Raw genomic sequence first — 12637 nt, forward strand, 5'->3', positions numbered from 1 at the left:
GGGCCGCCGAGCGAACTCGGCGGCCCTGGCGTCGAAGCCGGCTGCGCCTCTCGGCGAGTGGTCGCTCGCGGCGACAGTTCTGGAGTGGGGCCCGGGGCAGGTCCGACATCGACATCAGCTGTAACCGCGGTAACGGCCCGCGGTATTCCCCGCGTAGCGTGCGGGGGGATACCTGAGGACCCGGAGGTCAGCATGAGCAACATTCCCGCCGTCGCGCTCAACGACGGCTCGACCATTCCCCAGTTGGGTTTCGGGGTCTACCAGATTGCCCCGGCCGACACCGCGGGCGCGGTGCGCAAGGCGCTCGAGATCGGTTACCGCCACATCGACACCGCCCAGATGTACGGCAACGAGCAGGGCGTCGGCCAGGCCATCCGCGATGCCGGGCTGGACCGCAGCGAGGTCTACGTGACCAGCAAGCTGAACAACTCCAACCACGAGCCCGAGGCGGCGCGCCGCTCGTTCGACGCGACGCTGCAGGCGCTCGGCACCGACCATGTCGACCTGTTCCTGATCCACTGGCCGCTGCCCACCCGCTACGGCGGGGATTTCGTGTCGACCTGGAATGTGCTCGAGGAGTTCGCCGCCGACGGCCGGGCCCGCAGCATCGGCGTGTCGAACTTCCAGCCGGCACATCTGGAAGCCCTGGCGCGCGGGTCGCGGACCGTCCCGGCGGTGAACCAGATCGAGGCCCACCCGTACTACGCCAACGACGAGGTGCGGGCCTACGGACTGCAGCACGGCATCGTCACCGAGGCGTGGGCGCCGATCGCCCAGGGCCGCGTGCTGGCCGACCCGACGGTCACGGCGATCGCGGCGCGGCTGGGCCGGACCCCCGCCCAGGTGGTGTTGCGCTGGCACCTCCAGCGCGGCGACGTCGTGTTCCCCAAATCGGTGTCCCCGGCGCGCATGCGGGAGAACTCCGAGCTGTTCGACTTCGCGCTCGACGGCCAGACCATGGCCGACATCAGCGCCCTGGACCGCGGCGTGGCCGGCCGTCTGGGCCCCGACCCCGACACCTTCGACTGGGTGCCCGGCTGACGTGGCGGACGGGAGCGACCCGCGGCTGGCCGGGCGGCGGGCGATCGTGGTCGGCGGCACCCGGGGCATCGGCCGCGCGGTCAGCGAACTCATGGCGGCGCTGGGTGCCAAGGTGCTGGTCAACGGGCGGGACGGCACCGCGGTCGCCGAAACGGTCGCGGCGATCACCGCGCGCGGGCACACCGCCGCCGGCTTCGCGGGGTCACCCGCCGACGAGGAGACCGCGGCCGCGCTGGTCGATGCCTGCGTGGCGACCCACGGCGGGCTGGACATCCTGATCAACTGCGCGGGCATCGCCGAACCGCCGGGATCGTCGATCCTGACCATCACCGGTGCGCAATTCCAGCAGCTCATCGACGCCCACCTCGGGACGGTCTTCCACACCTGCCGGGCCGCCACGCCGCATCTGGTCGCCCAGCGGGCCGGCGCGATCGTCAACACCGGCTCGTTCGCGTTCCTCGGCGACTACGGCGGGACCGGCTATCCCGCCGGCAAGGGCGCGGTCAACGGGCTGACCATGGCAATCGCCGCCGAACTCGCCGAGTACGGCGTGCGGGCCAATGTGGTGTGCCCGGGCGCCAAGACGCGACTGTCGACCGGACCGGATTACGAACGGCAGATCGCCGAGCTCAACCGCCGCGGGCTACTCGACGACGTATCGACCCAGGGGGCGCTCGACGTGGCGCCGCCGGACTACGTGGCCCCGCTGTACGCCTACCTCGCCAGCGATCTCGGCTCGGCGGTGACCGGGCAGATCCTGGTGGGGGCCGGCGGGTTCGTCGGGCGGTTCGAGCGCCCGACGCCGACGCTGCTCGGCTATCGCGACCACCACACGGCACCGCCGTGGACGCTGGCCGAACTGCACGGCCTGGTCAGCCGCTGAGGAGTTACCCGACCGGCCGCGGCGTCACCGTGACGGTGCCGGCGCCCGGGGTGGGCCGACCGGCTTGACCCGGCGCGGGCTGGGCGCCCTGAGCGGGCGCGCTGGACGCCCCGCCGGGGACCGAGCCGCCCGGCGGCACCAGTCGGTGCGTGTTCGGTGCGCCGGGCTTCTCCTGGCCGGGCGCCAGGTTGCAGTCCAGCCGCAGCCGCTGCGTGCCGGCGCCGGTGGCCTCCTGCGCGATGACCACGCACTGCGATTGCGGCAGGTCGTTGCCGATCGATCCGCCGAACACCGCCTTGTAGCCCTGGTTCTTGAGCACCGCAACGGCCCGGCCGTACGGCTCGCCGGTGACATCGGGGGCGGCCGCGTGGGCCTGAGTGGCACCGACGACCGCCATCGAAACGGCAGCGGCGGTACCCGCAGCCAGCAGGGCAAGCTTGTTCACGCACGGCCTCCAAACGGTTCTGAGGAGTGAAGATATCGCAGATGGGACAGGTGTGAAACTTATGGACTCATCGCTGCGAGGCGCCGAAGTGTTTCAACGAGTGTCGGTGGGGCTCGGTCGGGCGGGTTCGGCGTCACGCACGCCGATGAACTCACCGGCGGCAAAGGCGAGGGCCGCCACCAGCAACACCGCGAGCAGGATCGGCAGCACCACGGACGGCCGCCACCAGGCCGGGTTGCCCGCCGGCGGGGCCCGATGGGAGTGCGGGGTGCCGGCCTCGAACGCGGCCGCGGTCGGGGCGGCGGGACCGGCGGTGGCCGGCGCGGCCGGCGCCGACCCCAGCTGATGGCTCAGCGCCCGGCTGAAGTCCACGCAGCGGCCGAACCGGTGCGCCGGGTCCTTCGACAGCGCCTTGGACAGCGCGGGGTCCAGGTGGGCGAGGTCGGGTCGGCGGACCGCCAGTTTGGGCGGGGTGGCTGTCAGGTGCTGGCTGATCACCACCGCGGGGTTGGAATGTTGAAACGGCGGCGCGCCGGTCAGCAGGTGAAAGGCGGTGGCGGCCAACGCGTACTGGTCGGCCCGGCCGTCCAGGCTGGATCCCATCAGCTGTTCCGGTGCGGCATAGGAGACGGTGCCCACCGTCATGTTGGTCGCGGTCAGCTTGCTGGTGTCGTCGTCGCGGCGAGCAATGCCGAAGTCCGCCAAGAGTATTCGTTGATCGGGTTCGCCCGGATGGGCGACCAGGATGTTGGCCGGCTTCACATCGCGGTGCAGGAGATGGCGTTGGTGCGCGTAGTCCAGCGCCTCGGCGACCGCCGAGATGATCCGCGCGACGTCCGCCGAGGGCAGTCCCTGCGGATGTCCGGCGAGCAGTTCGGCGGCATTGATGCCCTCGACGTAATCCATCGAGATCCACAGCCGGCCGTCGTGCTCGCCACGGTCGTGCACACCCACGATGTGCGGATGCCATAACCCCGCCACCACATCGGCCTCCCGGTCGAAGCGCTCGCGGTACTCGGCATCGTCGGCGGCCGGGGCCGTCAGGACCTTCAGTGCGTCGCGGCGGGCCAGTCGCGGGTGGTGGGCCAGGTACACCTCGCCCATCCCGCCGGCGCCCAGTGGGCGGATGATCGTATAGCCAGCGAACTCGGCACCTTCGGCCAATGGCATGTCGGCGATAGTAACTAGTCGCGGGTGGCCGCGCGCAGTGTCTGGCAAAGCGCCGCGGCCCGCCGGTCGGTGAACACCTCCTCCAGCAACATCGGGTCACCCGATGAGTCCGCAAGCGGGACACGCCAGTTGGGGTACTCGTCGGTGGTGCCCGGCTGGTTCTGGGTGCGGGGATCGCCGACGGCGTCGGGCAGGGCCAGCGCCAGCAGCCGAGACGGGGTCCGCCCGAGGTAGCGGTAGAGCGCCGTGATCACCGACTCCGGGTCCGCGCCCGGGTCGGCCGGCCCGTCCCCGAGGAGTCCGACCCGGCGCAGTTCGGCCAGCCACGCCCGCTGTTGGCGGCGGTCATCGGCGAGTTCGTCCTCGACCGGCCGCGTCAACAGACCCAGGTCGGCCCGCAGGCGCACGTGTTCACCGGCCAGGTAGCCGGCCGTCGGCGGCAGGTCGTGGGTGGTGACGGAGGACAGGCAGTACTGCCGCCATCGTTCGGCCGGCAGCGGTGTGCCGTCGCCGTCGCGGTCCAGCTCGAACCACAGGATCGAGGTGCCCAGCAGGCCGCGGTCGCGCAGGTATTCCCGCACCCACGGTTCGACGGTGCCGAGATCCTCGCCGACGACGACGGCCCCGGCGCGCAGGGCCTCCAGGGCCACGATGCCGATCATGGCCTCGTGGTTGTAGCGCACGTAGGTGCCCGCGGTGGGTGCGGCGCCGGCGGGGATCCACCACAGCCGGAACAGCCCGATGATGTGATCGATGCGCACCCCGCCGGCATGGCGCAGCACATGCCCGATCAACTCGCGGAACGGCAGGTACTCGCTTTCCTCGAGCTGATCGGGCCGCCACGGCGGTTGCGACCAGTCCTGCCCGAGCTGGTTGAACTCGTCGGGCGGCGCGCCCGCGGTGACGCCCAGCGCGAGTACTTCCTGCATCGCCCAGGCATCGGCGCCGTTGGGATGCACCCCGACCGCCAGGTCGTGCATCACCCCCAGCGCCATGCCGGACTGCAGCGCGGCGGTCTGGGCGGCGGCCAGCTGCTCGTCCAGCTGCCACTGCATCCAGCGGTGGAAATCGACTGCGCTGCTGTGCTTTGCGGCGAATTCGGCGACCGCCGCGGCCCGCGGATGCCGCAGTTCGGCCGGCCAGCGGTGCCAGTCGTCGCCGTGGCGTTCGGCCAGCGCGCACCAGGTCGCGAAGTCGTCGAGCGCGGCCCCGCGCCGGTCCCGATACGCCGCGTAGGCCAGCTCACGACCGGCGGTGCGCGGCACACGGTGCAGCAGCCGCAACGCCTTGCGTTTGGCGGCCCAGGCGCTGTCGCGGTCGATCACGTCGAGATCGCCGGTCCGCCGCTGCAGTTCGTCGCGCAGCCGGCGGACCCGGCGGCGCTTGGTCAGGTCGGCGTACTCCGGGATTGCCTCGACCCGCAGATACAGCGGGTTGACGAAGCGTCGCGACGTCGGCAGATACGGCGACGGCTCCATGGGCCGGGTGGGTGCCGCGGCGTGCAGCGGATTCACCAGGACGTAGTCCGCGCCGTGTTGCGAGGCGGACCAGACGGCCAGGTCGGTCAAGTCGGTGAGGTCGCCGACGCCCCAGGACCGGGCCGACCGCGCGCTGTAGAGCTGGGTGGCCAGACCCCAAGACCGGCGGCTGCCCAGCCGGGCGGGCAGGCCCAGCCAGGCCGGCGTGACGATCACCGCGGCGCTGGCCGCCAGATCGCCGCTGTGCAGATGCACCCGGTGATAGCCCGGTGGTAGGTCGGCCGGCAGCGCGAAGCTCGCCTCTCCGACCAGGTGTCCGTCGAGAGCATGTGGGGGAGTGTGGTTTTCGAGTTGCTGCAGGTCGGTGCGTACGGTGCCGTCTTCGAGTCGAAGCCGGAGGTGGGCCGGCGCGCCGTGGCTGACATGCACCCAGAACGCGGCGGCTTCGCCGGCCGTCGCGATGATGGTCGGCGGCAGCGGCCGCGACCAGTAGGCGTGTTCGACGGCGGCCAGGGCCGCGTCGCGCTGCGTCGGTGTCGACGCCGCGACACCGAGGGCGCCCAGCACCGCGATCAATGTCTCCTCGGGCACCTCGACGCGGCGGCCGGTCCAATCGTCGTATCCGGTGGCGACGCCGTAGCGTTCGGCGAGTGCGGCCAGGGCGGCGTCGGTGGCGGGCATGAGGACATCTTGCCGGGCTCGGCGGCCCGCTGTCGCGGGCGGCGGAGCCCGGAATCGATGATGCACGATCGAGGGGTGCGCACCGACCGCCCCCGACAAGCCAGGTTCGCCGTTGCGGTCCTTTTTCTGACCAATGGCGCGGTGTTCGCCAACCTGGTGCCCCGGTACCCGGAGATCAAGGCCGACCTGCAGATGACCAACACGCTGCTGGGGCTGTCGGTGGCGGCGTTCTCGTCCGGGGCCTTGTTGGCCGGGTGGGCCGCGGCGCGGTTGATCCGGCGATTCGGCGCGGCTCCGGTGGCGGTGCTGAGCAGCCTGCTGCTGGCGGCCCTGACCGTGGTGGCCGCGGCCGCGCCGTCGCCGGCGGTGTTCGCGGCGGCCCTGTTTGCCGCCGGCGCCGTCGACGCGGTGACCGATGTCGCCCAGAACGCCGCCGGGCTGATCGTGCAGCGGGACTACCGCCGGTCGATCATCAACTCGCTGCACGCGACCTGGTCGGCGGGCGCGGTCGCCGGCGGCGGCATCGCGGCCGCCGCGATCGCCCTGCAGATCGACCGGGTGGCGCAACTGGCCGGCACCGCGATCGTCGTCGCGGTGCTGTGTCTGCTGTGCTATCGCCGGTTGCCCGGCGGTCCCGCCGACGAAGCCGCTCAGCCCGCACGGCGGCACGACCGGCCCGCGCCGTCCGGCGCGGTGTGGGTGCCGGTGGCCGCGCTGGCGGCGCTGGCGCTGGCCGGGGCGTTCGTGGAGGACGCCGGAAGTTCGTGGGCCGCGGTGTATTTGCGGGAGGACTTCGGCGCGCCCGCGGCCGTGGCGGCCACCGGTTTCGTCGCCATGGTCGGATTGCAGTTCATCGGGCGGCTGCTCGGGGACCGTCTGGTGGACCGCTTCTCGGAGCGCACCGTGGTGCGCGCCGGCGGGTTGCTCATCGCTGCCGGAATGGGCGCGGCGCTGGCGGTTCCGAACGTGCCGATGACCATCGTCGGCTTCGGGTTGGCGGGCCTGGGCGTCGCGACCGCGGTCCCGGCGGCGTTCCACGGCGCCGACAACCTCGCGGGGCTGCGGCCCGGCACCGGCTTGACTGTGGTGAGTTGGGTGATGCGGGTCGGGTTCCTGCTCTCGCCGGCCCTGGTCGGGGTGCTCGCCGACGCGGTGGGTCTGCGGTTCAGCCTGCTGCTGGTGGTGGCGGCCGGCCTGGCGGTCGCGCTGCTCGCGGCCACGCTCCGGTCCTCGACCTCAGCCGAGCGAACCGAGTAGCTCGATGGTCAGCACGCCGGCGATGATCAGGCCGATCCCGGCCGCCATCATCGGGGTCAGCGCCTCGGCGAACAGGAACCTCGCGAGCACCGCCACCAGCGCGACGCCGCAGGCCGACCACACGCCGTAGGCGATGCCCACCGGCATGCCCAGCGACAGCGATACCGACAGCATCACGAAGGATCCGAGGTAGCCCAGCAGGATCGGAAGCAGCCACAGCTTCTTGCGTAATCCGTCCGAAGCGCGCAGCGCGAGGGTGGCCAGGACTTCGAGCACGATCGCGGTCGAAAGCGCCGGCCACATCAGGCCGGCTCCGCACCGTGGCGCGCCGCGGCCCGCTGCGAGCCGAACTCGACCAGCAGCACGCCGGCGATGATCAGGGCGATGCCGACGGCGATCGCCGGCGTGAACGGATCATCGAAGAGCTGGGTGGCCAGCAGTGCGGTCAGCGCGGTGCCGCACGCGCCCCAGATCCCATAGGCCACCCCGATCGGCATCCCGGCCCGCAGCACGAGCGCGAGCAGGGCGAACGAGGCCAGATAGCCCGGCACGACGAGGGCCAGGAAACCGGCGTGGTCCTGGAACGCCCGCAGCGACAGGGTTGCCACGACCTCGGTCAGAATCGCTGTGACCAGCAGCGCCCAGCTGCGCATCGGGTCAGGATAGCCGGACGCCGACCAGTCGGCCCGGCACGTACTGGCGAGTAACCTCGGGGGATCGACTGTTCGACCGGCAAAGGAGAAGTCAGATGGCCGTCGCGGCACGACGCGTGCAGAGTTACCCCGTCGTCGAGACGCGCTGCGGGCCCGTGCGAGGCGCCGATGACGGCGCGGTGGCCAGCTGGAAGGGCATCCGCTACGCCGCCCCGCCCGTGGACGAGTTGCGTTGGCGCGCCCCACAGCCCCCGCAGCCATGGACCGAGATCGCCGATGCGACGCTCTACGGCGCGGTGTGCCCGCAGCCCGACAGCCCGGTACCGCTGGGCACCGGCACGCGCTCGTCGGAGGACTGCTTGTTCCTCAACGTGTGGGCGCCCTCGGACGTGCTGACCGGCGGCGCGGCCAAACCCGTCATGGTGTGGCTGCACGGCGGGGCGTACCTGTTGGGCGCAGCCAGCCAGCCGCTCTACGACGGGCGGGCGCTGGCCGGCCGCGATGTCGTCGTCGTCACGCTGAACTACCGGCTGGGCGCCTTCGGCTTCCTGGAACTCGGACAACTCGGGGGCAGCGCAGAATTCGACTCCAACGTCGGCATTCGCGACACCCTGATGGCCCTGCAATGGGTGCAGGACAACATCGCGCGCTTCGGCGGGGACCCCCGGCAGGTCACGCTGTTCGGCGAGTCGGCCGGCGCCGGGATCGTCACGACGTTGTTGACCGCGCCGGCGGCCGCGGGGTTGTTCCACCGGGCCATCGCCCAGAGTTCGCCCGCCACCTCGGCCTACGACAGCGAGCGCGCCGGCCGGGTCGCCGAGAAGGTGCTGCGCCGGCTCGGCGTGAGCGCCGACGAGGCGCGCGCGGTGCCGGTGGAGGCGCTGGTCGAGGCGTCCTACGACGTCTTCGACGAGGTGCCCACCGCCACGCCGGGGACGTTGGCGTTCGCGCCGATCGTCGACGGTGACCTGGTGCCGGACTACCCGATCAAGCTGGCCCGGCAGGGCCGCTCGCATCCGGTGCCGCTGATCATCGGCACCAACCGCGACGAGGCCGCGCTGTTCCGCTGGATGAAGTCCCCATTGATGCCGATCGCCCCGAAGACGATTCGGTCGATGTTCGACGAGATCGCCACCGAGCAGCCCGAATTGGCGATTCCCACCGACGCCCAGATCGAGGCCGCCTATCCCGGCGTCCGCCCCCGGGCCCGCGGCCTGCACGTGGCCCGGGACGTCGGCTTCCGGATGCCGACGTTGTGGCTGGCGGAGGGCCACAGCGCGGTCGCGCCGGTGTACCTGTACCGCTTCGATTGGGCGACGACCATGTTGCGGGTGCTCCGGCTCGGTGCGGCACACGCCACCGAGTTGCCCTACGTGTGGGGAAATCTGGTGATGGGCGCCCGTGATGTCACGTTCAAGCTGGGTGGACTGAAGGCCGGCCGGGCGCTGTCCGACCGCATGCAGCAGCGTTGGGTGAGCTTCGCGCGCGGCGGTGAACCGGTGGGTCCGGCGGGGGAGCCGTGGCCCCCGTTCTCCGTCGAGGACCGCGCGACGCTGCTGATCGACGAGCGGGACACCGTGGCCGCCGATCCGGACCGCGAGATCCGGGCCGCCTGGGGCGATGAGGTGCTCAGCTTCCGCTGACGGCCCGCCCCCGCGTTACTGACGCGGTGTTGAACAACGGCGATGCCGGCGGCTAGACTCCGCTGATATGCAGGGCGTGGTGTCTGGGGTAACCGATGCGCTGGCGGTGTTGCCGCCGCAGATGCGCGATCCGGTGTTGTTCGCGATCCCGTTTTTCTTGCTGCTGTTGACCCTGGAGTGGGTCGCGGCACGCAAGCTCGAACAGGTCGAGGCCGACGCGGGCGCGCCGTTCGGCGGCTATCACCGCCGCGATGCCGTGGCGAGCCTGTCGATGGGTCTGGTGTCGGTGGCCACCACCGCGGCCTGGAAGTTCGTGGCGCTGCTCGGGTATGCGGCGCTGTACGCCTACGTGGCGCCCTGGCAGTTGCCGTCGACGCAGTGGTACACCTGGGTCATCGCGATCGTGGGGGTCGATCTGGGCTTCTACCTCTATCACCGGATGGCGCACCGGGTCCGGGTGGTGTGGGCGACCCATCAGGCCCACCACTCCAGCGAGTACTACAACTTCGCGACCGCGCTGCGGCAGAAGTGGAACAACAGCGGCGAGATCCTGGTGTGGATTCCGCTGCCGTTGCTGGGGGTCCCGCCCTGGATGGTGTTCTTCGCGTTCTCGCTGAACCTGATCTATCAGTTCTGGGTGCACACCGAGCGCGTCGACAAGCTCTGGCGGCCTTTCGAGTTCATCTTCAACACGCCGTCGCACCACCGGGTGCACCACGGCCGGGACCCGGAATACCTGGACAAGAACTACGGCGGCATCCTGATCATCTGGGACCGGCTGTTCGGGACGTTCCAGCCGGAGTTGTTCCGGCCGAACTACGGGCTGACCAAACCGGTCGAGACCTACAACATCTGGAAGCTGCAGACCCACGAGTACGTCGCGATCGCCCGCGACGTGCGCTCGGTGTCCCGGCTGCGCGACCGACTGGGCTACGTCTTCGGCCCGCCCGGTTGGGCGCCGCGCGCGGATCGGCCCGTCCCCGCGGCGGCGGTGCGCGCGAACGGGTAGTCGCCGCGGCGCACCTTGGTCGAAGTCCTGCCGGCCCGTCGCGGCGCCCGTACGCTGCGAGACTGTGCAAACCGTCTTCGACCGCCACGTCGACCGCCGGCTGATCGACCGGTCGCTGTCCGACTCGGCGTTCGGGTCGATGTGGCTCGCGGAACTCGGTGCGGCCCGCCCGCAGTACCCGGCGCTGGCCGGCCCGCTGCGCTGCGACCTGCTGGTGGTCGGCGGTGGCTATACCGGGTTGTGGACCGCACTCCATGCCGCCCAACAGGATCCGTCGGCCAGCATCGTGCTGATCGAGGCCGACCGGATCGGCTGGGCGGCCTCCGGTCGCAACGGCGGATTCGTCGACGCCAGCCTGACCCACGGCACCGAGAACGGGCGGTCGCGGTGGCCCGACGAACTCGCCGAACTCGAAGCCCTGGGTCTGGAGAATCTCGACGGCATGCAGGACGAGATCGCCCGGCTGGGCCTGGACACCGAGTGGGAACGCACCGGCATGTTGTCGGTGGCCGTCGAACCTCACCAGGTCGAATGGCTGCGGGCGGCCGCCGACGCCGGCGAGGGCCAGTTTCTGACCCGCGACCAGGTCCGGGCGCAACTGGATTCGCCGACCTATCTGGCCGGCCTCTTCAACCCGCAGACCTGCGCGCTGGTCAACCCGGCCAAGTTGGCGGTCGAACTGGCCCGCGCCTGCACCGAGGCGGGCGTGTCGATCTACGAACGGTGTCCGGCCACGGCGGTGCGTCCGGTCGGCGCCGAGATCCAGGTCAGCGCCGGCCACGACATCATCGCCGCCCGCGTGGTGCTGGCCACCAACGTGTTTGCCAGCCTGCTGCGCCGCAACCGATTTCACACCGTGCCGGTATACGACTACGTCCTGGGCACCGAGCCGTTGAGCGGCGCGCAACTCGACCGCATCGGCTGGCAGGCCCGGCAGGGCGTCGGGGACAGCGGGAACCAGTTCCACTATTACCGGCTCTCGGCCGACAACCGGATCCTGTGGGGCGGCTACGACGCGGTGTACCACTTCGGCCGCCGGGTGGATCCGTCCTATGAGCACCGCCCCCGCACCTACCGGCGGCTGGCAGCGCACTTCTTTCTGACCTTTCCGCAGTTGGCCGACGTCCGATTCGATTACCACTGGGCCGGTGCGATCGATACCAACACCCGGTTCTGCGCGCATTGGGGACAGGCGCACCGCGGCCGGGTCGCCTACGTCAACGGGTTTACCGGCCTCGGTGTCGGGGCGGCCCGGTTCGCCGCCGATGTCTGCCTGGACCTGGTGTACGGTCGGCAAACCGCGCGGACCCGGCTCGAGATGGTCCGCAGCAAGCCGCTGCCGTTTCCGCCCGAACCGCTGGCCAGCGTCGGTATCCAGGCCACCCGTTGGTCGCTGGACCGCGCTGATCACCGGTCGGGCCGGCGCAACGCGATCCTGAAAACCCTGGACCGGTTGGGCCTCGGGTTCGACTCCTGAGTCTTGTTCGCGATGCGCCGAATGCTATCGCAGCAAACCCTGATGCCCGTAAGCTCAACGCTGGCCGGGCCGCGACGGTCCGGCCTGGCAACGCCGGTGACCGATGTTTGCGGACCGGTGTCGAGGCATTACGTCAAGAGAAGAGGATGCACGTGGGAGACACGCTCGCCGAAGGGCAGAAGCTATCCAAGGGGGAGTCGCTGACTTCCAAGAACGGGGCGTACACCCTGACCCTGCAGGACGACGGCAACCTGGTGCTGGCCGCGCGGGGCGAGGCCGTGTGGGCCACGTCGACCAACGGTCAGGATGTCGTTCGCGCCGAGGTTCAGAAGGACGGGAACTTCGTGCTCTACACCGCGGACAAGCCGGTGTGGCATACCGATACCAAGGGCAAGAAGAACGTCCGGCTGGTGCTGCAGGACGACCGCAACCTGGTGCTCTACTCGGGCGACGAGGCGGCCTGGTCGACCAAGACCGACACCGCCGACGCACCGCCGCCGGCACCGGCGGCCGCCCCGGAGCCGGCTCCGGAGCCGGCCCCCGCGCAGGCCGCGCCCGAGGTGGCCCCGGCCGCGGCCGAGGCGCCCACCCCGCCGCCGCCTCCACCACCGCCGGCGCCGCGGACCTACACCGTTGTCTCCGGCGACACGCTCTGGGCCATCTCCGAGCGCTTCTACGGCGACGGCAGCAAATATCAACGGATTGCTGACGCCAGCGGCATCGCCAATCCCGATCTGATTCACCCGGGCCAGGTGCTCACCATCCCGGACTGATCGATTCAGCGCCCGCAGCGGCCCGGTCCTCGATGGATCGGGCCGCTGTTTTTTGTCCGCGGCATACAAAATCTGCGGTTCGGGTACCTGACCGGTGGCGTGTCAGTAACGATATTGTCACGATGCG

At 70.9% G+C, this 12637-nt stretch carries 11 protein-coding genes and 1 pseudogene; 7 read left to right on the forward strand and 5 right to left on the reverse strand.

Features of this window, described 5'->3' with window-relative positions:
* The first annotated feature begins 192 nt into the window (after window positions 1-192).
* On the forward strand, window positions 193-1041 hold the full coding sequence (locus RCP80_RS11585) for an aldo/keto reductase (protein WP_308482453.1): 849 nt from the start codon (window positions 193-195) through the stop codon (window positions 1039-1041).
* Window position 1042: 1 nt separating this feature from the next.
* Window positions 1043-1924, forward strand: a complete 882-nt coding sequence (locus tag RCP80_RS11590) for an SDR family NAD(P)-dependent oxidoreductase (RefSeq protein ID WP_308482454.1) — start codon at window positions 1043-1045, stop codon at window positions 1922-1924.
* 4 nt (window positions 1925-1928) lie between these two features.
* Here RCP80_RS11590 and RCP80_RS11595 read toward each other — a convergent pair whose 3' ends face one another.
* From RCP80_RS11595 to malQ, 3 genes and pseudogenes are all read right to left on the reverse strand, one after another.
* Complete coding sequence (locus RCP80_RS11595) at window positions 1929-2369, reverse strand: hypothetical protein (RefSeq protein ID WP_308482455.1); 441 nt, start codon at window positions 2367-2369, stop codon at window positions 1929-1931.
* A gap of 99 nt (window positions 2370-2468) precedes the next feature.
* A pseudogene (locus RCP80_RS11600) lies at window positions 2469-3539 on the reverse strand (serine/threonine-protein kinase); the annotation flags it as partial.
* A 14-nt stretch (window positions 3540-3553) separates the two neighbouring features.
* The gene (malQ, locus tag RCP80_RS11605; RefSeq protein WP_308482456.1) at window positions 3554-5698 is read right to left on the reverse strand and encodes a 4-alpha-glucanotransferase; all 2145 of its coding nucleotides are present in this window, start codon (window positions 5696-5698) and stop codon (window positions 3554-3556) included.
* Between the two features lie 57 nt (window positions 5699-5755).
* Between malQ and RCP80_RS11610 the strand changes: the two genes are divergently transcribed.
* Window positions 5756-6955 carry an MFS transporter gene (locus RCP80_RS11610; RefSeq protein WP_308482457.1) on the forward strand — a complete coding sequence of 400 codons (1200 nt, stop codon included), beginning with the start codon at window positions 5756-5758 and terminating at the stop codon, window positions 6953-6955.
* On the opposite strand, the gene RCP80_RS11615 is transcribed toward RCP80_RS11610, so the two are convergent.
* Together RCP80_RS11615 and RCP80_RS11620 are read right to left on the reverse strand one after the other, a co-directional pair.
* A complete protein-coding gene (locus tag RCP80_RS11615; RefSeq protein ID WP_308482458.1) occupies window positions 6935-7258 on the reverse strand; it encodes a DMT family transporter in 324 nt (107 codons plus the stop codon). The genes RCP80_RS11610 and RCP80_RS11615 overlap by 21 nt on opposite strands.
* Window positions 7258-7608, reverse strand: a complete 351-nt coding sequence (locus RCP80_RS11620; protein ID WP_308482459.1) for a DMT family transporter — start codon at window positions 7606-7608, stop codon at window positions 7258-7260. Before RCP80_RS11620 ends, RCP80_RS11615 begins: the two co-directional genes overlap by 1 nt.
* A 95-nt stretch (window positions 7609-7703) precedes the next feature.
* Here RCP80_RS11620 and RCP80_RS11625 point away from each other — a divergent pair, with 95 nt between their 5' ends.
* The 4 genes from RCP80_RS11625 to RCP80_RS11640 all read left to right on the forward strand — a co-directional run bounded on the left by RCP80_RS11625 (window position 7704) and on the right by RCP80_RS11640 (window position 12510).
* The gene (locus RCP80_RS11625) at window positions 7704-9251 is read left to right on the forward strand and encodes a carboxylesterase/lipase family protein (protein WP_308482460.1); all 1548 of its coding nucleotides are present in this window, start codon (window positions 7704-7706) and stop codon (window positions 9249-9251) included.
* 67 nt (window positions 9252-9318) lie between these two features.
* Window positions 9319-10260 carry a sterol desaturase family protein gene (locus RCP80_RS11630; RefSeq protein ID WP_373693491.1) on the forward strand — a complete coding sequence of 314 codons (942 nt, stop codon included), beginning with the start codon at window positions 9319-9321 and terminating at the stop codon, window positions 10258-10260.
* Window positions 10261-10324: 64 nt separating this feature from the next.
* Window positions 10325-11737 carry an NAD(P)/FAD-dependent oxidoreductase gene (locus RCP80_RS11635; RefSeq protein ID WP_308482462.1) on the forward strand — a complete coding sequence of 471 codons (1413 nt, stop codon included), beginning with the start codon at window positions 10325-10327 and terminating at the stop codon, window positions 11735-11737.
* Window positions 11738-11889: 152 nt separating this feature from the next.
* Window positions 11890-12510, forward strand: coding sequence for a LysM peptidoglycan-binding domain-containing protein (locus RCP80_RS11640; RefSeq protein ID WP_308482463.1), 621 nt, complete (start codon window positions 11890-11892; stop codon window positions 12508-12510).
* Window positions 12511-12637 lie beyond the last annotated feature (127 nt).

The sequence above is a fragment of the Mycolicibacterium sp. MU0053 genome (assembly GCF_963378095.1).
GTDB lineage: Bacteria > Actinomycetota > Actinomycetes > Mycobacteriales > Mycobacteriaceae > Mycobacterium > Mycobacterium burgundiense.